This window comes from Zhongshania sp. (assembly GCF_041623545.1).
Taxonomy (GTDB): domain Bacteria; phylum Pseudomonadota; class Gammaproteobacteria; order Pseudomonadales; family Spongiibacteraceae; genus Spongiibacter.
This window is the reverse complement of sequence record NZ_JBFJWS010000016.1, coordinates 1-20541: the sequence shown is the minus strand read 5'-3', so window position 1 is coordinate 20541 and position 20541 is coordinate 1. Positions and strand designations below refer to the sequence as shown.

At 49.4% G+C, this 20541-nt stretch carries 18 protein-coding genes; 6 read left to right on the top strand and 12 right to left on the bottom strand.

All coding sequences use genetic code 11. The features are described from left to right. Genes ABYT30_RS04045 through ABYT30_RS04000 form a run of 10 tightly spaced genes read right to left on the bottom strand, consistent with a single transcriptional unit; the run spans nt 1 to nt 11754 of the window. On the bottom strand, nt 1-666 hold the full coding sequence (locus ABYT30_RS04045; RefSeq protein WP_373079513.1) for an SIS domain-containing protein: 666 nt from the start codon (nt 664-666) through the stop codon (nt 1-3). After that, a complete protein-coding gene (locus ABYT30_RS04040; protein WP_373079516.1) occupies nt 666-929 on the bottom strand; it encodes a HypC/HybG/HupF family hydrogenase formation chaperone in 264 nt (87 codons plus the stop codon). The genes ABYT30_RS04045 and ABYT30_RS04040 overlap by 1 nt, the downstream gene beginning before the upstream one ends. Next, nucleotides 920-3289 (bottom strand): carbamoyltransferase HypF, encoded by a 2370-nt coding sequence (gene hypF / locus ABYT30_RS04035; RefSeq protein ID WP_373095309.1) that lies wholly within the window; start codon nt 3287-3289, stop codon nt 920-922. Before hypF ends, ABYT30_RS04040 begins: the two co-directional genes overlap by 10 nt. Continuing rightward, nucleotides 3286-4440 carry an NHL repeat-containing protein gene (locus tag ABYT30_RS04030; RefSeq protein WP_373095307.1) on the bottom strand — a complete coding sequence of 385 codons (1155 nt, stop codon included), beginning with the start codon at nt 4438-4440 and terminating at the stop codon, nt 3286-3288. The genes hypF and ABYT30_RS04030 overlap by 4 nt, the downstream gene beginning before the upstream one ends. Next, complete coding sequence (locus tag ABYT30_RS04025; protein ID WP_373079522.1) at nt 4437-4988, bottom strand: NifU family protein; 552 nt, start codon at nt 4986-4988, stop codon at nt 4437-4439. Before ABYT30_RS04025 ends, ABYT30_RS04030 begins: the two co-directional genes overlap by 4 nt. Beyond that, entirely contained in the window at nt 4978-6414 is a 1437-nt protein-coding gene (locus tag ABYT30_RS04020) for a hydrogenase maturation protease (protein ID WP_373095304.1), read from the bottom strand. Before ABYT30_RS04020 ends, ABYT30_RS04025 begins: the two co-directional genes overlap by 11 nt. Before the next feature lie 10 nt (nt 6415-6424). Further along, the gene (locus ABYT30_RS04015) at nt 6425-8020 is read right to left on the bottom strand and encodes a nickel-dependent hydrogenase large subunit (protein WP_373079526.1); all 1596 of its coding nucleotides are present in this window, start codon (nt 8018-8020) and stop codon (nt 6425-6427) included. 14 nt (nt 8021-8034) lie between these two features. Beyond that, nucleotides 8035-8997, bottom strand: a complete 963-nt coding sequence (locus ABYT30_RS04010) for a hypothetical protein (protein ID WP_373079528.1) — start codon at nt 8995-8997, stop codon at nt 8035-8037. Nucleotides 8998-9023: 26 nt separating this feature from the next. Next, nucleotides 9024-10670, bottom strand: a complete 1647-nt coding sequence (locus ABYT30_RS04005; RefSeq protein ID WP_373095302.1) for a PAS domain S-box protein — start codon at nt 10668-10670, stop codon at nt 9024-9026. Continuing rightward, entirely contained in the window at nt 10660-11754 is a 1095-nt protein-coding gene (locus ABYT30_RS04000) for a response regulator (RefSeq protein ID WP_373079532.1), read from the bottom strand. The genes ABYT30_RS04005 and ABYT30_RS04000 overlap by 11 nt, the downstream gene beginning before the upstream one ends. 423 nt (nt 11755-12177) lie before the next feature. Between ABYT30_RS04000 and ABYT30_RS03995 the strand changes: the two genes are divergently transcribed. From ABYT30_RS03995 to ABYT30_RS03980, 4 genes are all read left to right on the top strand, one after another. Continuing rightward, nucleotides 12178-12981 (top strand): hypothetical protein, encoded by an 804-nt coding sequence (locus ABYT30_RS03995; protein ID WP_373079534.1) that lies wholly within the window; start codon nt 12178-12180, stop codon nt 12979-12981. A gap of 177 nt (nt 12982-13158) precedes the next feature. Then, nucleotides 13159-14316 carry an iron-containing alcohol dehydrogenase gene (locus ABYT30_RS03990; RefSeq protein WP_373095299.1) on the top strand — a complete coding sequence of 386 codons (1158 nt, stop codon included), beginning with the start codon at nt 13159-13161 and terminating at the stop codon, nt 14314-14316. A gap of 87 nt (nt 14317-14403) precedes the next feature. Further along, the gene (locus ABYT30_RS03985) at nt 14404-15012 is read left to right on the top strand and encodes a glutathione S-transferase family protein (protein WP_373079538.1); all 609 of its coding nucleotides are present in this window, start codon (nt 14404-14406) and stop codon (nt 15010-15012) included. Nucleotides 15013-15077: 65 nt separating this feature from the next. Further along, nucleotides 15078-15812, top strand: coding sequence for a glutathione S-transferase family protein (locus ABYT30_RS03980; protein WP_373079539.1), 735 nt, complete (start codon nt 15078-15080; stop codon nt 15810-15812). A gap of 73 nt (nt 15813-15885) precedes the next feature. On the opposite strand, the gene ABYT30_RS03975 is transcribed toward ABYT30_RS03980, so the two are convergent. Next, nucleotides 15886-16755, bottom strand: a complete 870-nt coding sequence (locus ABYT30_RS03975; RefSeq protein WP_373079540.1) for a type II CAAX prenyl endopeptidase Rce1 family protein — start codon at nt 16753-16755, stop codon at nt 15886-15888. Between the two features lie 184 nt (nt 16756-16939). Here ABYT30_RS03975 and ABYT30_RS03970 point away from each other — a divergent pair, with 184 nt between their 5' ends. Continuing rightward, a complete protein-coding gene (locus ABYT30_RS03970) occupies nt 16940-17668 on the top strand; it encodes a DUF1461 domain-containing protein (RefSeq protein ID WP_373095296.1) in 729 nt (242 codons plus the stop codon). A 57-nt stretch (nt 17669-17725) separates the two neighbouring features. Here the strand turns inward: ABYT30_RS03970 and ABYT30_RS03965 are convergent, their stop codons facing one another. Further along, the gene (locus ABYT30_RS03965) at nt 17726-18472 is read right to left on the bottom strand and encodes an SDR family NAD(P)-dependent oxidoreductase (protein ID WP_373079544.1); all 747 of its coding nucleotides are present in this window, start codon (nt 18470-18472) and stop codon (nt 17726-17728) included. Nucleotides 18473-18986: 514 nt separating this feature from the next. On the opposite strand from ABYT30_RS03965, the gene ABYT30_RS03960 reads away from it, so the two are divergent. After that, nucleotides 18987-19487, top strand: coding sequence for a hypothetical protein (locus tag ABYT30_RS03960; protein WP_373079546.1), 501 nt, complete (start codon nt 18987-18989; stop codon nt 19485-19487). Nucleotides 19488-20541: the final 1054 nt, after the last annotated feature.

Sequence of the window (20541 nt, the reverse complement as noted above, 5' to 3'; positions counted from 1 at the left end):
CTATTGCCGAGTATCAGCGAGTAGGGTGTGAACCAGATCCCAGATAATATGGTATGCCAAGACATGGCACTCTTGTATACGGTGCACGCTGGTGCTGCCGACGACAATACAGTGATCGACATCACTTGCTCTAGCAATTCCACCGCCGTCTCCGCCGAGCAGGGCGCAGGTTTTAATGTTCTTGTCGCGAGCGGCTTTAAATGCAGCAATCATGTTGCCGGAATTACCGCTACTTGAAATACCAAACAAAATATCGCCTGGCCGCCCGAGAGAAATAAGTGGCCTAACAAAAACTTGCTCGAAACCTAGGTCATTGCCGACAGCTGTCATCATAGCCGTATCGGCGCTTAAGTTGATTGCCGGCAATGCGGGCCGGCCGGTGGTGATCGGGTGATTGAACTCCACAGCGAGATGGTCTGCATCGCAACTCGAGCCGCCATTGCCCATACAAAGTAACTTTCCGCCCGCGGCAAACACCCCAGCAATGGTTTTTGCCATCGCAATCAACGCTGTGGTGTTGTCGGCGATGAATTGCCGCTTTGTGTCTATACTGGCGTTCGCTTTTTCGGTGATAGAAAAGGCCAAGGTGTCATCTAAATTCTGTCGTTTCAAACCCGAGCGCAGCTGCGGGTACAAGAGATCTAAGGTTTTATCAGACTCGGACATTAGCTCACCTCCCCAAGGTCTGCGGCATCACCTAGTTCTCTAAGTAAACTCAGTGTTCGCTCGGCTTCCTCCTCATTGATTCGCGCCATCGCAAAGCCAACATGGACTAACACCCAGTCGCCAACACACTCGGCAAGGTTGTGGTTAGCATCGACAATGCAGGCGAGATTAATTTCTCGTTTAACACCGCTTACCTCAACAATACCTAAACGGTGCTCCTCATGGCTGATAGCAATAATCTTACCGGGTATGCCTAAACACATAGTGAATCCTTGCTATAACCTTGCTCAAGTTGTGTTGCCGCAGCGATGAGTGCCTGCCCCAACGCCAAGCCACTATCATTGGCTGGGACCTTGGTCGGGAGCAATACAGTAAAGCCTGACGCGCTTAATAACCGCTCGCAGGTCTCGGCGAGCAGGGCATTCTGAAACACGCCGCCGCTGAGTAATACGCTTGGCTCTTGCCATTTCGCGCTCCGTTTAAACAATTGGCAGGTCATTTCGCAGATAGCGCTGGCCAAACCATTGTGAAAGCGTCTGGCAATGACGGGGGCATCGAGATTAGCGCAAAGGTCTGTTAATAGTGCTTGCCACATAACGTTAAAGTTCAGTTTGAGCACTGCGCCACTATCATCAACCGCAACGGGATACGCGAGGCGATCATCGCTGCTTTCCGCCAGCGCCTGCAAGGTCATTGCCGCTTCACCTTCATATTGGTTTTGTTCAAAACACACACCCATGGCAGCGGCGACAGCATCAAATAAGCGTCCAGCGGAACTGGTATGCGGACTATTGCTGCCGCTCCTTATCATAGCCTGCAAAGTACTTAGAGGCTTTGTTTGCATGGCGTTTATAAAAGGAAGCGTGGGATAGCGACGAGTTATTTCAGCCCACGTAAAATAGCTTTCTAATTGCGACCACAGGCATCGCCAAGGCTGTGATGCAGCGCTATCGCCACCGACTAACGGGCAGGGTTTAATATACGCTAGTCGTTCGAAACTGGTGTAATTTGTTAATAAAAATTCACCACCCCACAGGCTACCGTCCGGCCCTAAGCCTGCGCCGTCAAAAATAATCGCCAATATTGGTGGCGCAGCTAAAGCACGACCGTGCTCGGCCATAACCGCTGCAGCATGGGCGTGATGATGCCACACTTTGTGGAGGGGCAAACCGCTGCACTGTGAACTCGTTTCGGCGAGATGACTGGTAAAGTAATCCGGGTGGTGATCGCAGGCGACTCCCTCAGCCTGAAACTGAAATAGCGCGACGTAATTTTCTAGTTGCTCTTGATAGTCTTGGCGCTGATCAGGGCTGTGGAGATCGCCAATCCAAGTCGACAACTGGGCCTGCCGACCGCTCAGTAGACAGAAGCAACTTTTTAAATGAGCGCCATAAGCCAAAACAGCTGGGCTGTTTTCGAAGCCGGGGGGCAGGAGAATCGCCTCTGGTACATAGCCGCGCGCACGACGGAACAACTGTGGCTTGCCTGCCACAAGCTGACCGACAGAGTCATCGAGGCGGTGGACTATCCGGCGATTGTGAAGTAACACCGCGGCACTTAGATTCGATACGGCATCTTGCGCAATAGCGGCGTCAGTAATGGGCGTGCCTCCTGCTAAATTGGCACTGCTTAATACCAGCGGCGAATCCCATTCGGTAAATAACAGGTGGTGCAGGGGGGTATTAGCCAGCATGAAGCCAATGCGGTTTAAATTAGGGGCGATATTGTCCGCGAGAGCTTGATTGTGCTTTTTAAGCAAGACTATTGGTGCGGCTGGGGAGCAGAGTAAGTCTTCCTCTTCTTTCGAACATACCGCGTAGCGACGAATCATCGCCATGTTAGCTGCCATAACGGCGAGGGGTTTGACTGGGCGCCGCTTCACATTGCGAAGCGCAGCAACCGATAGGGCGTTGGTGGCGTCGCAAGCGAGATGGACACAGGCCAAGCCTTGTACCGCAATAATGCGGCCTTTTCTAATATCGCCTATGGCGTCAAGTACATCGATGACAGGTCTGCTTTGGCCGTCGCGGGAGTAAAAAAGTGTCGGGCCGCATTCTGCGCAAGCGTTAGGTTGGGCGTGAAAACGACGATCGCTGCAAGACTGATATTCAGATTGGCAGCGAGGGCACAGCGGAAACTCATCCATTGCCGTATTGCTGCGATCCCAGGGCAGCGTTTTTATTATGCTAAAGCGCGGACCACAAACGGTACAATTGATGAAGGGGTAGTGAAAGCGTCGGTTTTGCGGGTCGAGGAGCTCACGGATGCAAGCTGGGCATACTGCTCGATCGGGCACCACGCCCGGATTACTGATCAGCTGTGTGTGACTTGTGGCAATGCGAAATTCGCTCGGGGCCAAGCCAATAAATGCAGATTCATCTATCTCATGGATAGTAGCGCCAGAGGGTAATTCCTCGTGTAGGCTATTAAGAAACTGAGCGATTAAGGGTTCTCCGCCCCAGAGCTGAATCAGTACATCACCGCCTTGGTTGCTCACCTCGCCACACAAACCAAGTCGCCGCGCTATGCGGTACACAGTTGGTCGCATACCGACACCTTGAACGACCCCCTTTAAGCGCAGGGTAGACCCGGAATTGCTGCGCTTGCTGGGGAGTGTAGTCATAGGCTCAAACCATACATTGAGATACGGCTGTTGCCGGTATCAGCGATGGCAATGTGGTTTTGATAAATATGAATTCCATAAGGCCAACACAGGCTACTGTCCCTAACGGCACCCCACGCATTGTCGCCACTGCGCTCAAAGCTAACTTGGCCAAATAGCGCTTCAGCGGGGGCACCGGTTTGGAGCCGGTCAATGTGCCAGCCAAGCAGTCGCGAATTGGCGGTGTCGGCAACAATAAGCCAAGGCCCGAAACTACTTATTCCATAGGGCATGCTCAGACTATTTTCGCTAGCGACGGACGCGCCGGCATTATGCAAACTACCGTATTTACTTCCTTGGCCAAGCAGAATATCGCAATTCGTATGACTATCAGGCAGCGATGTCGCGAATATCATAACCCGATTGTTTCCGGCGTCTGCCACGCACAATCGCCCCTGCCAAAGACACAAGGCATGGGGCCAGCGCATACTGCTTGCCGATGGCGTGCCACCGCCATTTTCGTCGCGGCAATGGAAGTCTGTTTGGCCTAACACGCGATTTGCAGGCACCCCGTGGGATTTGGGTGGGTAATCCCAAATTAAAACCCGGCGGTTACCGGTATCTGCGATATATAAGCGCTCACCATCAGCAAACACACCGGACGGCCAATACAGCGTATTGGCCTGGGGAGCGGTGGCTCCTCTGTTTGGTAAAACATCGCTAAAACTCTTTTGTCCTAAGACAAAATCGGGCTCTTGGTCCTCCCAGGGTAGGTGCAGCCAGATCAAAACACGGTGATTCCAGCTGTCTGCGACGGCGATTCCCTCGCCAAAAGGCGTAATGCCGCAAGGTACATTGAAAGACCGGGGGCCGGCGTCCCCCCCGCGATTCCGAGCCTCGCCAGTGCTTTGACCAAGAACACGGTCTGCGGCCGCCGTGCCCGAATGGGGCGAACGCCACGCTAACACTCGGTGGTGGCCGGTATCACTGACCCAAAGCGAACCGTCGCTCGGGTGGTAGCAGACACCACGCGGCGCAAATAGATTTTTTCGATCACAGGGTATGGGGGCAGGTAACCCCATGGCATCGAGTTCGCCACCTAATATTCCTATAGTGGGGTAGCGGACTATTTGACAAATGACGGCTGCGGATTTATCTGCTAGTGCCGTCACGCGCTGCTGCCTTTTTCAAAGGGGCTAATAATTTGAATGGGCTGCACGTCCGCCGCGCTCACTGAATTACCGGCGACTATGATCTCGGAAACCCATGCGCAATGTTCGCGCAAGGTTCTCTTAACGCCTTTTTCTAAGGTGATTTGCGACGATCCACAGCCATCACAGGCCCCAGTAAGTTGAATCGTTATCTCGCCCGGCGGTTTTATACTAATGAGTTCGACATCACCGCCGTGTTGTTGAAGCTCAGGACGAACGATGTCTAATGCGGTGAGTGCCTGTTCTTCTAAAGATGGCTTGATGATTGAGTGGCGCCGTAGCATGGCGTATACCAGCGGGTCAGCTAAGGCCAAGCGAAGGGCTTGTCCCGCGCCAGAATCGTTAGCGAGGGTTTTAATTAAATTTCGCAAGGCCAAGGCATGAAACTCCTCGACCGCACTTTTTAAGGCAAAAGCTTTGGCCTTATACGCGGCGTCCCACTGGCTAATCTCGGCGACAATATCGTCAATAGTGAGTGCCAGGCGCTCGGTCTCGGGCTCATCCTGCATGGGCTGCGCTCGCGTTCATTTCAGTGTGTAAATCGGCAATTAGCTCTGCCATCATATTGGCCTTATCCCGCTCCGAGCCCTGCTCAAAGAGCTTTTGCGCCTGTTGGGCATTATTCAGGGCTGCCGCTAATCGATGGCGGTTTCCGAGCTCAGGTTTATCGAGGTTATCGGGTATGTCGCGCAGGCAGTTAGCACGGTTGGCCAGGGTATTCGCTTGGAGGTGTGGTTGTTGTTTGCGCAAACTAAGGGCAATGTCGTAGGCTTCTATGGCTCTCATTTTATTGGCAATGAGATCGCCGCTATCACTGTGTTGCAGCGCGTTGCCCAAATTGTTTTGGAGCATGGCATATTCATCAGGGTGACTTTGGGCATTGATATTCGCGAGTGCTGTTTCGAACGCTTGCACCGCCATTGCTTCGTACAGGCGATGCTGAGCTGACTCCCTCGGCATCGACAACCAAAGCGTAGCGAGGTTGTTGTGGATGATGGCGTATTCCGCAGGGTGGGTGCTGCTGCGGAAAAAGCGCAGCGCTGCTTGGTAGTGGCCCGCAGCGACTGCATGATCCATTGCCCCCATTGAGGCTAGAGATTGAACGATCAACCCCTGTTGCATAGCGGCGCTGGCGCGCTCCTCTTCAATGGCCAATTCGTTCATGGCGTTATCAAGTAATAGTCTCGCCTCATGAAGGGGCTCGCTGCTATCACTGGGAATTTGACTGAGGCCGGTGGCTAGCTGGACCTGTAAACGCGCCATGTCATTGCCATCTAACTGTGAAAAGCCCAGCGCTCGGCGTAGCAAGGCTATTCCATAGCGATGATCCTCAATAGACGTGGCGTGCTGCTGTAAACCTTGTGCTATCTCGGCGAGCATAGCGGCTTTTTCTGTGTCGCTGGCGGAACTTTCCTCGGCCATTTGCAGGGCCATTTCGAAGGAGAGCTGTGAGCGTGTTTTTGGCCGGCTGAGAGGGGAAACGTACCGCGACTTCAGCGTCGCTATTAAGGCATCAGCACTGACTTTTACCTTGGCGCTTAAGGTTAGTCCGAGTCCGGTAGATTGCGTCTCGATTAATAAGACCGTGACGTTGATCGGAAAGTCGTCGCCAAAGATTTGCCGTCCTGTGTACAACGCGTGTTGCCAGCGGAAGTCATGCATATTGGTAACTGGATCTTGGCGAATCCTTAACTCGGCTTCTGGTACTTCGAACACGCTGCCGGGCTCACTGTCGCTGGAGCAAGCGTCAATAATAATGAGTTCAGAACTGCCGCGGGCTTTAAACATCACATCCATTCCCCCGGTGCCCGCGTCGAAGACGCGAACCTCGTCAGCGGGAGAGGTTTTCAGATGCGCGGCAAGTTGCTGAGCAATATACGGCCCGACGCCATCATCACTTCTATTGCTATTACCACAGCCTATAATCGTAAGCATTATCTAAGCCTTAAGGAATTTGGAAACGGGCGAGTTCATCGCCGGTATTTGCATCATGCGCGTGCACCGTACAGACCATGCAGGAGTCGAAAGACCGGGCAACTTGCCCCACTTCAACTGGGTCTGAGGGATTGGCGATCGGCGTGCCGATGAGGGCCTCTTCCATCGGACCTCTGTTTCCACGACCGTCGCGGGGCCCAATATTCCATGTGGTTGGTGCAATTATCTGGTAGTTATGAATACGCCCATTTTTCACATCAATCCAGTGGGCAAGGGCGCCTCGAGCAGCCTCGGTGGCACCAAAACCGCGACCATCTTGTTCTTTTGGCTTGATATACCACGGTTCTTCTAAGCGAAAACCTTGTAAACAATACTGGCCCTCATCATAGAGTTTTACGAGGTCGTGCATTCGTGCAAAGTGGCGTAGCAGTAAACTTGAACCACCCATGTTTTTCATCATGTCGTGGATCAAAGGGTCGTGATGCTGCCAGGATTCGCCTTTTTTTGCGGCGACTAAATTACGGGCTAGGGCGCCTGTTTCTAATCGGCCAAACTCGTCATGCAGAACCGCGGTACTCCACGAGTATTTTTCATCGTGATTTACATCATTTTTAGGGGAGGGTTGGGTATTCCGGTCAAAAGGGTGAACGTCGTCACCGCCTTCTTGATACCAGGCGCGGCTGGTATTTTCTCTGACCCCGGATTCATCCATCATTGAATGGCTGTCGGTGGTGAAATCGTAGATCCCACTTTGCATTCGCATAGCCGCGGCGCGGCCAGCGACGGTTGGCTGCTGATAACGGTCTTCATGGGGCAGGTAACCCCAACTCATAAAGCGGTTTAAACCACCGCCAAATTGATCTAAACCGATATCGACCCCCATACGCCAATACAGCCCTAAATCTGAATTCGCGTGATTCGGTGATTCATCAAGCCAGACCATAAAGTCGTCGTAGCTTTTGATTTGGCGATAACGGTCAAGGCTGCAGCCTAGCCATATTGGCTCAAGCCATTCCGAACGGAAATACTCCAGTATTGCTCGTGCCCGCGTGACGTCGGTAAGCGTAGGGGCACACATCACACCGCCGGGAACCATAAAGCTTGAGTGGGGCCATTGCCCACCAAACAGCGCGTAAATTTCCACCGCTCGGCCCGAAATAGCAATACCACGCTCATAGTTGCGGCCACGGTATATGGCCCAGCGCGCAACGGCCTCTTCGTAAAAAGTGCTATGCTGGTATTTAACATTGGTAAAGTCTATTTGAAATAAGCCGTAGTGGTGGCGAACAAAGCTCTGCAGACTTTCAGTGATCTGCCCTAGATTACGGGCGAGTATTGCATTGCGCGGCACAGTGGTTTGCCACGCGGTATCTAAAGCCCATGCGGCGCAATTTAAGTGGGACGCGCCGCAAATTCCGCAGGCCCGAGGCGTCACAATTAAGCCTGCCTGTGGGTCCTTGCCCTTCAAAATCACCTCAAATCCGCGGAATAACTCAGCGGTGGTCCACGCATCGACAACATAGCCGTCTTTGATGTCGACTCTTACGTCTAAATCCCCTTCTACGCGACCTACCGGCGAAATATCCAGACGTTTTACTTCACTCATTGAGTACCCGCTTATTATATTAAGAAAATATCGTCTTCGGCCCACTGGGGCGCGGCTTGTTTTGCTGCCGCTGTTAACTTCATATAGCCGATTTTATCGATTCCTGCCGGTAAATCTTTGGGAAAACCCATGACTGTTTGGCTCTTGAAGACTGTACCTGGGGCCAAATCAAAGAAGGGGAATTCGGGTTCTGTGCAGCCTAAACACGGCATACCAACTCGGGTTTTAGATGCTTGCCGGTTCCATAGGATTCGATTGCAGGGGGAGTGAGTCATCGGCCCGCGGCAACCTAGATCATAAAATAGGCAGCCTTTGCGTTGACCAAACTCGGTTGCAGCAACTTTGTACGAAAAGTGCATATTGCGGGTACAGCCGGTTTGGGTGAAGCTGGTAAAAAACGTCTTGGGTCGTTGCAAATCGTCTAACGCGATTTCGCTAGCGCGGCCGGTGGCAATAGCGACCAGTATTTGGCTAATCCAATCGGGGTGGGCAGGGCAGCCGGGGATGTTAATTACCGGTAAGCCTGCTTTGCTCTTGAAATCGGTGCCAAGAGCGCCGCCATGGGCTTTTTTAAGGAACTGTAGGCCTTCAGAATCGGTAGGATTTGGTGCGGTAGCCGGAATGCCGCCCCAGCTGGCACAGTCCCCAACAGCGACCACGTAGTCAGCGATGTCCGCAAGGTCATTAACCCAGTCTTTAACCGGACGACCGGCAAACCGATTCCAGCTACCACTGCCATCTGGGCCGTTAATGACCGTGCCCTCAAATACAAAAATATCAAGCGGCAGCTCACCGCTAATGCAGGCATGAAGTTTATTGACAACGGCTTCGCCCAATTCCTCACCGAGAGATGGGTGCCACAGAATATTTATGCCGAAATCAGTGACTAAATCACAAACGCTCGGTTCTTCGGCGTTGAGGAACGACATTGTATTCCCCGAACAGGCCCCACCTTGTAACCACAACAGATTTGCCATAACCACACACCACCGTGACTGTGCATTTAATCGGGAATGCTTGTATCCACACTATGCTTTAAGGGAATAGTAATCAAGAAGCTCGTTCCGACGCCGAGTTCGCTTTGCGCGCTGATAAATCCGCCTAGCGATTGCGTCACCAGGTTAAAACTGATGTGCAGTCCAAGACCGGTGCCTCCACGGTGTCGGTTGGTGGTAAAGAATGGATCAAATAATTTGGGTAAGTTTTCCGGAGAAATCCCTTTGCCGCTGTCTGCCACAACCAGTTTAATCTTGCCATTGTCGACGGTAGCGGAAATATTGATCTCCCCTGAGTCAAATCCGTCATAAGCGTGCACGTTCGCATTCATCATCAAATTACTTAGTACTTGATAAAGCGCACCAGGCTTGGTGGTAAATATGATATGAGGAGGGCAATCTACATTGACGTGTATATGATGTTTTTTGAGCTGAGGGGTAAAGCTATTAACGATTTCAAGGAGGTAATCATTTAAGTTGATCTCGCGATAGTCGTCATTGGTTTGGTCTACCGCTACATTCTTAAAACTTGTGATTAATGTCGCGGCGCGCTCAAGGTTGCGTGCTACAAGATCCGCGCTCTCAGCGACTAATTCAACGTAATTGGTGAGTTCAGATTTTTTAAGCGTATTATTTTTAAGCGCAGTGCTTAATTGTACGGAGTTACTTTGCAAATACGACGCTGCTGTCACTCCAACACCAATTGGCGTATTAATTTCATGGGCTAAACCAGCGACTAATGAACCGAGTGCGGCCATTTTCTCAGACTGCACTAATTGCGCCTGAGTGTCTTTTAATTGGGTAATGGCTGTCTCTAAATTGGTGTTTGCCAGACGCGTCTTACTGATCTGGTCTTGCAGTAACTGCTCCCGCTCTTTAGCTTCCGTTATATCAGAGATTACGCCAACATAGGAAACGCCTTTGCCTGACTGCATTTTATTCACGGCTAAGGACATAGGAAAGTTAGTGCCGTCCTTGCGTCGGCCCGTTACGTCACGGCCTATACCAATAATTTTAGCATGGCCGGTCCTCGCGTAGTTTTCCAGATAACTATCATGTTCACTGGCATAGGGTTCCGGCATCAGTATTTTGACATTACAGCCAATTAACTCATGCGCATGGTACTGGAATATTTTTTCCGCTGCGGGATTAATCGATTCGATAATGCCGTCTTGATCAATCGTAATTATGCCATCGAGCACGGTGTGAACAATGGTTTGAATTTGCCCTGCAGTGGCCGCTAAGGCTGACTCAGTTGCCTTTCGGGCGCTGACATCGGTGGTGATTGTTGTAGCACCAATTACTTCAGAGGTGGTGTCGTGGATAATGGGGAATATATAAAACTCGACATCAACGGCCTTGCCGTCTTTACGGATGCGCTGCGACTCGCATAGTGGTACCGTGCGCCCTCGCCGTATTTTATCTAAGGTTTTTCGAAGCTCACTGCGCCGACTTTCGGGCACAAGTTGATCCCAATTTTCCCCCAGGACTTCTTCAGCGCTAAACCCGAAAATGCGCTCGGCGCCAATATTCCAGCGCGTGATAATGCCATTGAAATCAACACTGACAATGGCACTGCTGCCGCTTTGCACGATGGCGTTAAACTCTGAAAGAGAATAGCTATCCAGTGCGCCACTCGGTCCTTTATGGCCCATATTCTCCCGGTCTGCCTGCCCTCAGCGAGAACCTAGTTGGCATTCCTGCTTCTGATGCGATAGTGACACTGACGCTACTTAATCGGATTTCGATAGTTTGAGTCTTATTTGCTGGCGTATTCAGGCGCTCAATATGCTCTGATCGATTGAATAAAAACATTAGGGTTTGGTCGTCGAGGGAACTCAAATCGATATTAACCCACTTTGAAAAAACAATAACAATCTCACCGTCTTGTTGTCTTTCAAGAGTGACATCCAAATCGCGCTTCGATTGGCATACTGGATAAGAAACAATTAAGCGAAGAATACTCTCTAAAGCCGTTTCAAATTCCCGGCGATTTCCACTAACAAGCAGTGGTGAGGGGCCTTTCACATTTATATTGTATTCGGCCAGAGTAAGCGCGAGTCGTGTTTGAATTAGTCCAAGTACCTCTGCCAAACTAAAGCGTTCATATTTCTTTGAGCCGCCAGTTGCGGCCGGCAGGCTATTATAGTTTCCGCTGATGGTATTGACCCGCTTGGGTTTGCTGGCGCTCTCTACTACCGGCCGCTGAGGGCGCTCCATACTCTGATCGATCAAATCACAGTCAAGCGCACTGGCCTCACAGTATGAGGCTAGTGCCATCGTTACAATGCTAACGAGCCGCTCCACAGTAATATTGGTTTTTTGCTCATAGAAATTACAACCGTACTTCTTCTCGGCATCGTATTCAGTAATAGTTCCAGGGTGTCCGGTTCGCAGTATGATCCGTAATACCGAGTTTTTTAACTCATTGCGAATATAATTTGCCAGTAGTAGCCCGGCATTATCTGACTCCATTACTACGTCGAGAAGTATCGCAGCAAAATCTTCGCCACCATCAATTATCCTCCGCGCCTCAGCACCACTATAGGCATGAACAATATGGAGGGGGCGGTTGAGGTAGCGAAAACCCGCCAAAGCCATAACGGTAACGCGATGGATGTCTACCTCATCATCTACAATGAGGATACGCCAAGGTTCGGCGGTTTTTACTGAGTTGGTATCGCTATTATCTCGTTCATCCATAAACTCCAATGCGTCTGGGTTGGAGTGAACACTCATAAATTGTTTCCTGTTTTACAGTGAAACAGACCAGAATCCAGTACTGAGTCGATAAGAGGTCCGGACCGAGCTTGCAGAAATTATCATCCCAATCAGTTCCTTATCAAACAATAAGGGTAAGCCCTTAGCGTAGTTGGTTGCTACTTCAAATTGCAGTGCGCACATAGGCTGATACTGGAGTGCTGGAAGCTTGCCTTCCGGAATACTGTGCTTTGCATCAACGTGACGTTGTTTCCTGGAATGTGATTGACTAGTTTTATTAAAGTAGAGATATTGGGTTTCGCTAATCAATAACGCACAATGGCTCATATTTTGCTTTACCTACTATAACCTTCAAAAAAAGCACGACCATTATATGTATAAGATATTGTTTAATAAGGACTTAAACCTAATCCTTCGCTACTGGGTAATCGGTGGTAACTCATGACTCCGATACCGCGTTGCAATATGCGAATTAAAGAGAAGGGTGCTCGCCAGGCGGGCTATGTAATTACCACCGAATTGGTATTACTGGCCGCGGCGTTAGTGATGGGAACCATAATAGGGTGGATAGCAATACGGGACGCGCTCCTGCAAGAAATGTTTGATTTTGCCTCTGCCGTCGAGGCAAATACCTATTTTGCTTTTGATGGATTGTCAGAGGGGCAGCAGCCCAATGCATTCGAAAACTCTTCACCCTCTAACTTTGCAGGACGCTCAGTGTTTATTGCAAACGACGCAGGAGAGGGTGGCGTGGTGTTAATTACCGGTGGCAGCGATGATCCAGCGGATACCGGCACTACTCCACCAACTGACCCGCTCGACCCCGTTGTCGATCCTGTTACGCCCACCGATCCCGGTCCCACAGCACCGGTGTATAGCGAAATACCGTTTTTAGATGTGGTTGATCCTGACCCTCTCGCCCTAGTCGTTATAACCGAAAAGGTCAGTATTCTTGACTGTATCTCCAATGCCACGCGATACAATATTAATATCGCCAAAGTACTTGGTGGTGAATTGGCGGGTCAATGTGAAGTCCTGCTAAATGAGGTGCCCGATCCCAGCACGATTCCGGCCGATATCGAAAATATTGTTTTCTTAAACCTATTGGATCCAATAACTGGACTCAGTATCGGCCAGGTCAGCATTGCAGATTGTATGAGCCGCCTAACGGCTGCAAGCTCGGGTCAATTATATATAGAAGACCTAGCCGCCGATGGTATTGGCAGCTGTACAATCATTCCTTGACCTAGCGCCTATAACCCGGGCCCTATGATGGGCCTGGGGCAGCCTTCCAGAGCTATAGTGTCCTAATGAAGTATTACATTTGCCCCAAAACTGAGTAAGCTAACTTCAGTCATGTAAAAACGATTAGCTAATTCATTACGTACAAACCTCTTTTTCAGCGACATCAAAGGACATTTCATGTTGAATTTCAGCTTTTCCAACAGCACGCGGATTCATTTCGGCGAAGGTCAAATTCAAGCGATAAGCAAAGAAATACCCGTTAGCGCTAAAGTGCTGCTGGTGTATGGCGGCGGTTCAATTAAGCAAAATGGCATCTATGATCAACTAATGGCTGTGCTGGCCAAGCACACAGTTATTGAATTCTCAGGAATTGAGCCGAATCCAAGTTACGATACCTTAATGAAAGCGCAAGCACTGATTACCGATCATGAAGTGGATTATATCTTGGCGGTAGGTGGTGGCTCCGTAGTCGATGGTGCCAAATTTATCGCTGCAGCGGCTTGCTATAAGGGCGATGACCCTTGGGATGTCATTGCAAAGCGGCAAAAGGTGCTGGAAGCTTTGCCTTTGGGGGTTGTTCTGACTTTGCCGGCAACGGGCTCGGAAAGTAATACGGTGTCAGTGGTGACGCGCAATGGACACAAAGGCACGTTTTCGAGCCCTTTTGTTAGGCCTCTTTTTGCGGTGCTGGACCCCGTTGTGACCTTGAGCTTGTCTGATTGCCAGATTGGTAATGGCGTTGTTGATGCGTTTGTGCACACCATGGAGCAATACCTTACTTACAGCGTCAATGCCAAAGTTCAGGATCGATTCGCCGAAGGCTTGCTGCAAACCTTAATTGAAGAGGGACCAAAGGCGCTTGCTGCGGAGTCTAAAAATGACATTGAGGTTCGTGCAAATATTATGTGGTCTGCAAGTTTAGCGCTTAATGGCCTGATAGGCGCGGGTGTTCCCCAGGACTGGACGAGTCATATGATTGGCCATGAGCTTACCGCTTTACATGGAATTGATCACGCTCGCACTTTATCGATTATGTTGCCTGCGGTATTAAAAGTGAGAAGGGCAGTGAAGCGAGAAAAGCTACTTCAATACGCGGAACGGGTTTGGGGGATCACTAGTGGCAATGACGAGGTAAGGATTGATCAGGCGATTGCCGCAACGGAGACCTTTTTCAAATCCATGGGCTTACCGACCAGCCTAAAGGATATCAACCTCGACGCTACGCATATCGACGCCTTGCTCGCTAATCTCACTAAACATGGCATGGTAAAGCTGGGCGAACAAGCCGAGATCACGCCAGCAATCAGTCAGGAGATTCTCGAAACTGCCTTGTAAATTGTAGGCTTAGAGCCGAGGCTCTTAGGCTAATCGAGCCTCGATAATTAGTGATGTAAACCCATAAAATTTATTAAAGGCCCTCGTATGATTACTGTTCACCATTTAAATCAGTCACGTTCTAAGCGTGTTATTTGGCTTTTAGAAGAATTGGGCATGCCCTATGAGCTTGTGCATCATCAGCGCGACCCGAAAACCAACCTCGCGCCGCCGAGCCTCGCGGCAATTCACCCATTATCAAAGTCACCGGTAATCGTCGACGGTGAGCGCACTTTGTGCGAGTCGGGCGCGGTAATGGAGTACCTATTAGATCAAGATCCAGAGCAGACCTTACGACCAGCCAAAACGGCTGATAATTATTACGATTATCTCGAATGGTTGCATTTCGCCGAAGGTTCGCTGGCGATGCCCGTCATTATCAACATGATCATGAAAAAAGAGGAACGAGCGGGCAATCAGCCCTTAGATGGCTATATCGCCAAGGAATTAGCCTTGGATATTAACTATATTGAAGCAACCCTAAGTGGCCGGGACTATATTGCCGGTGATCGCTTTACGGCCGCCGACATAATGGTAAGTATGATTTTAGAAATCGCTTTTGTACACGGATTGCTGACGGGCAAAGCGAGTACCTTGGCTTATCTTAGTAAACTGCAGGCTAGAGACGCTTACAAAAAAACCGCGAGTTTTGGCTAAGCTTTGTTTGCTGCCTTGCAGGCATTTGCCTCTGCTAGAGCTTTAATTAAATGATAAGGCGCGACATGCCAAAACTACTGATTTTTCCACACTCGCATTTTTGCGAAAAAGCACGTTGGGCGCTGGACTACAAAGGTATTTCCTACGATCCAGTTGCGGTTATGCCAGGTCTGCATTTAAAAACCATTCGCAAAATTGCACCTGGCACATCCGTGCCGGTATTGGTTTACGAAGATGGTCTTGTTATTCAAGGCTCCAGCGAAATTATCGACCAAATAGACTCGATCTACCCAAATCGACAACTGAGCCCAGTAACCGTGGAGGGGCGGCAGGCTTGCACCGACATTGAAACGGAGATGGACGAAAAGCTCGGCGTCAATATCCGCCGTATTTTATACAGTACGCTATTGGACTATCCTGCTTTTATTAGACAATGCTTTACGCACTCAATGCCAGTCTACAAAAAATTAGCCTATGGCATGATTGCTTCGAAATTGAATAAGCGCATCTACGACGTTTACGTTATTTCGCCAGCAAAAGTCACTGAGGCCAAGAAAGCCTTTGATGTAGCGATGGATCAAATGGCGAAGCGAATAGAGCAAAGCCCCTATTTAGTCGGTGAGCAATTTAGCCGCGCTGATTTGTCTGTTGCCGCGATGTTGTCGCTTTTAACGCAACCCGCAGAACACCCATTCCCCTGGGGTGATATTCCAGACGCGAAAGCGCAGGCATTTTGTGATCATTATCGTGAGCACCCAGTAAGCCTTTGGGTCAATAAAATGTATCAGCAATACCGTTAAAATAGATTGGCCCGCAAAAGCTCTTGTTGCCCTATGAGTTTGGGCGCAATTTAAATTTGCTGACGAGCGGAGCTTAAAAAGGCCAAAACATAGTTGGTATTCGTTGCTGCTTTATCAGTGATGCTAGGTCCATACCGACAGCGACACCGGCGTGGACAAAAAAGCCGCCCCAAATTGACGACGATCGCAAGGCTAAGATCCCTAAAAGCAGACCAAACAAAATTGCGCCCCCAGCTTCTGGCCACAATTTAGGGAAATGGATCATTAAATAGGGTACACACATAATCCACACGGCATTGGCACCAACTGCAGGGCGCAGGGCCTGCAAGAAAAACCCTCTAAAGAAAAACTCAAGGCAAATAAACTGACAAAGATAAAGACACTCCCAGGCAATCAAATCAAACCAACTTCTCCCCGCCAATTGATAAAATGGGTAGTGGGCAACAAAATCCTGATTAGAGGCCGCGATAAAAACAAATACCAAAATTGGTGATAATAATAACAAGTACCCCTGCCAATGCTCGCTGGTAGCATTCCAGCGCCAGCCGAAATCTGCCACAGGCAATTTTATTACACGCTTAATCACTAAGATTGGGATGAGTACATAACCAATTACATGCCAGGCGGTCCACCACGCATAGCCGATTAACTCGCCGAAACCAGTTCGCCTTACCATTAAATAAAAATAATTGGCTGGCTTATCTATGGCACCGCTGAGCATCTGTAAGGTGGCGGTAAACACTGAGGAGTACTTGAGGTAGTGAATCATTAATAAACAGACTGAAACACAGGCCAATACGGCAAACACTCGGCGCAAAGCAGCGGGGCGGTTTAGGGAATAGCTTGGTAGCTTGGCGTCAATCTCATCCAATGCCACTAAAATCTGTCGCGGATGGAGGCGTTCGACAAAAGAGCTAACAAAAGGGCGTGTTCGCGTATTCATCGGCGAGTCTCTATTGTATAGGCGAGTTCAATTTGTAGTTCGATATTCTACAAGGCTTTCATGCATATTGCTTATTGGTGATAAACTCATGCGTGGTATCAGCCCAGAATCGGGAAGACCTCCGCGAGTGTTGCAAAACCTGTTAACTAGATAAAGGGAATGTGCAAAATATGGCGTCAACAACGTGCTAAAACTTGCCACGATTACTCGGAGTATGGTCTATAACTTACTCACTTTATGCCTTAGCGTATTTCTTGCGTGGCATATCTTATTAGCGAGTAACTTTTTCTACGGGTTTTGGCATGACCACATTGGGATCGCCGAGAATATTAGCCAGTACGGGCCTGAGAATATTTATCGGACAGGCTTTGCCGACACAAGTCGCGATCAGCGAATCGATTTGTTTGCGCAGATTTGCCATGCCATTAGCCACCAAGGCGCTGGTCTAGCGAACATCCGCTACTCAGTTGCAGAGAAGGGCATTGAAAGCCCCTTACTACATCAAGCGGAAATAACCCATTTACAAGATGTTGCGAATTTAATAACGGCATTGCAGCAATTTGAACCCATTCTATTTTTACTCTGGCTCGTACTGCTTGGCACGATGATAGCAAAGTCTTGGGCCTTACCCTCATATCGCCAGCTATTGCTGGTCAATGCGATCTGGGTGGGGGCTGTTGCCGTGCTAATCGCCGCGGTTGGTTGGGTCGCTATTTTTTATAAGTTGCACACCCTGGTTTTTCCGGACAATCACCAATGGTTCTTTTACTATCATGAATCCCTTATGTCGACCATGATGAAAGCGCCCGATTTGTTTCTGTATATCGGTCTCACCCTCGGTGCACTTGCAACGCTATTGTATATCGCATTGCACTTATCCTGCGGTGCGATAGTAAGGCAATGGCCCCGGTAATTTCTTCTCGACTATGTCGGTGGTGGCGTCCGGTTTCAATCTAAGGTTACCGGCAACTTAAGAGACCACCCGGCCACCATTAACACCAATCGTTTGCCCGGAGACATAGCTTGTTTCTTCCGACACCAGCCACGCGCAGGCATTGGCTATATCTTCTGGTTCGCCGGTGCGCCCGACTGGAATTAGCTTGGTGAGAGTTTCCATTGGCATCTTAAACCGATGCTTATTCTCTTCCGACATAATGGTGTTCATTACCGCACCTGGCGGAATATTATTTACCGTAATGCCATAGGGCCCAAGGGCTTGTGCCAATGACCGAGTCATCGAGATAACAGCCCCTTTTGAGGCGGAATAGTGCACCTGTTCGACACTGCCGGTTTGTGCGCTGGACGAGGATATATTGACGATACGCCCCCAATTAGCGGCCTTCATGTCTGGAAGCACCACTTGGGTTACAATAAATGTTCCTTTGGTGTTGATGGTAAACATCCGGTCCCAATCCTCATCACTTAGCTCTTCAAAGGGAATGAAGTTGGAGATACCGGCATTGTTAACTACAATAGTTATTGCACCGAAGGCGTCGCGCAGCTGATCGGCAGCCGCAGTGACTTGCTCTCGGTCTGCGATACTTGCTCGTAGCGCGATTGCTCGACCACCCGCCGCCACAATCTCTGCGGCAACAGCCTCACAGCCTTCTAGATTCAAATCAAGAACGCCCACGGCAATGCCCTCGCGCGCGAGCCGAAGGGCACAGGCTTTGCCTATTCCGGCAGCCGCCCCGGTAATTAATGCTGTTTTATTCATTGGCTTTAATTCCTTTATTGTTGGCTAGACGTCACTTGCAGGGTGGCAGTACCCGGAAAACTGCCGTTCGCCGACTTTTTATGTCGCGATGACGTGGTGAAACACGAGAAATGCTACCACAGCGGCCAAAGTTTGTTGGTATGTGAACACGTGTTGGGCGTTGTAACATAGTATTACCGCCCAATTAATTGGCAATAGCGCGTTTAATCGCCTAAACCTATAAGCACCACTAACGGGAATAGTTTAGGTCGCGTGCCGGGAATGCTCGCGCTTTCTTGGGCAAAATTAGGGTGAGCAAGGTTGGTTGGCTCGCCTTTTTCTACTAAACCCACAAGAAGGCAGGGTGATTGAATGTTATCATGTGCTTTAGATTGGCACTCTGATCGGGGCGTATACTCGCGGAATGGGACAATACGCCATATCGCTTTGCGGGCCGCGGCTCGACTTAGTTATAATTGGTGCATATGTTGCCTGAATCACAAACTGTTTTTAAGAATTGAGACACACGGGACACATGTCTAAAAGTAAAGCCATGTACGGTATTTCCAGAATCGACGATGAAACCTACCGGACTCACGCCTGGCGGGTTAGCCTTCGACGCCAAAACAAACTAATTGTTAAGAATTTTCCAGACAAAACCTATGGTGGTAAGCGCAAGGCCTTGACCGCGGCAAAATCCTACCGCGATGAGGTTGTTTCGCAGTACCCACCCACCACCCGCCAGCAGTTCTGCAGTACACCTCGGCGCCACAATACCTCTGGTATTCCTGGTGTGTATCGCTATGCTAAACGGTACAAGCTCAAGGATGGCTGTGTTAAAGAGCTATGGTACTGGGAGGCTCATTGGCCCGGCAAAAAACCAGGTGACTTTGAGAAAGCCACATTCCCGATCCAGTATTACGGTGAAAAGGGTGCAAAAGAGCTAGCAATTGCCGCCCGTGAAGCCGGCGTTCAAAAACTGAAAGGGGTGTTCTGGGCGAGCGAGCGGGGCGCATCGCAATTAGCGTTATTTTAGACGAGAAACACCAAGTTTTTCATGTGAGCGGTGCGCTATTTGTTCGCGCTTGACCATTATTGGCTGATCTTAGCGGCTTCACAATAAATACCTCAACCCTTAATTTTTAATACTAAAAGCTAAGCAGTTTAAAAATAGCACAAAACGCCATCGCCTTAATTATTGCGACTCAGAATGAGTAAGTCTGCGGTTTTTCTTGTCCTTGGTATAAATTCATAAGCAGCCGCTGCTTAACACCGAAAAATCGATGCGCGCTTTGAAAAGATGTCGTCGAACGAGATATTTGCTGAAGTGAGTGCCGTTTACGGGCAGTTAGTGGTGCTCTATCGATTCTTGCTAAGCCGTTGCGTAGCGACGCCAGCTGCTGGATTGCTGTAGTAACTCATCGATCTTCATGAGCATCAATTGTTTATAACGGCTGCTGCCTTGCGACTGCTCTAAACTCGTCGTTGTAGCTTCTCACGGTTCAACATAAAAGCATTTCATCTTGCCGGGTTTGTCATGGGCTCCGCACATTTCGTGGAGCAAACTGGCTGTAGCCGAGCTTTCAGTTTATTTAGTACATCGCATCGAGCTAAATGATTTAGGAGGAATAGCAGTGACACTTCGTAAAAGATCGGTCGTCTTTACCATACAATTATTGTATTTAACATAATATACATTATGCGAATCTACATGTGTGCTGCTTAAGGCTTTGGTTCGCATTCTAATACTCAAATGACACATAGGCCCTCTGGTAATATAAACGGCTTATCGTGGCCGGATCAAATATCGCCAGATTAAAACGACTGCCGCACTCATTAGCACTACTGCAACGCCATAAAACCATGACTCAAACAAGGTAAACCACTCAGCGTAGCAATGCGCTGAAACACGAAAGTGTTGATTTGCATCCAATACATCCCCCCAAGGGTCAGTTTTAAGTGCAAATCAACAGGCGGTAGTAAAAAGCACCATTTTGTCCCCAAATAGTGTGTCTAACTCATAAAGGGTTATTCTGCGTAAAATATTCGATCACCGCTTTAGGCTATACGGGCTAATTGACTTCTCTAAG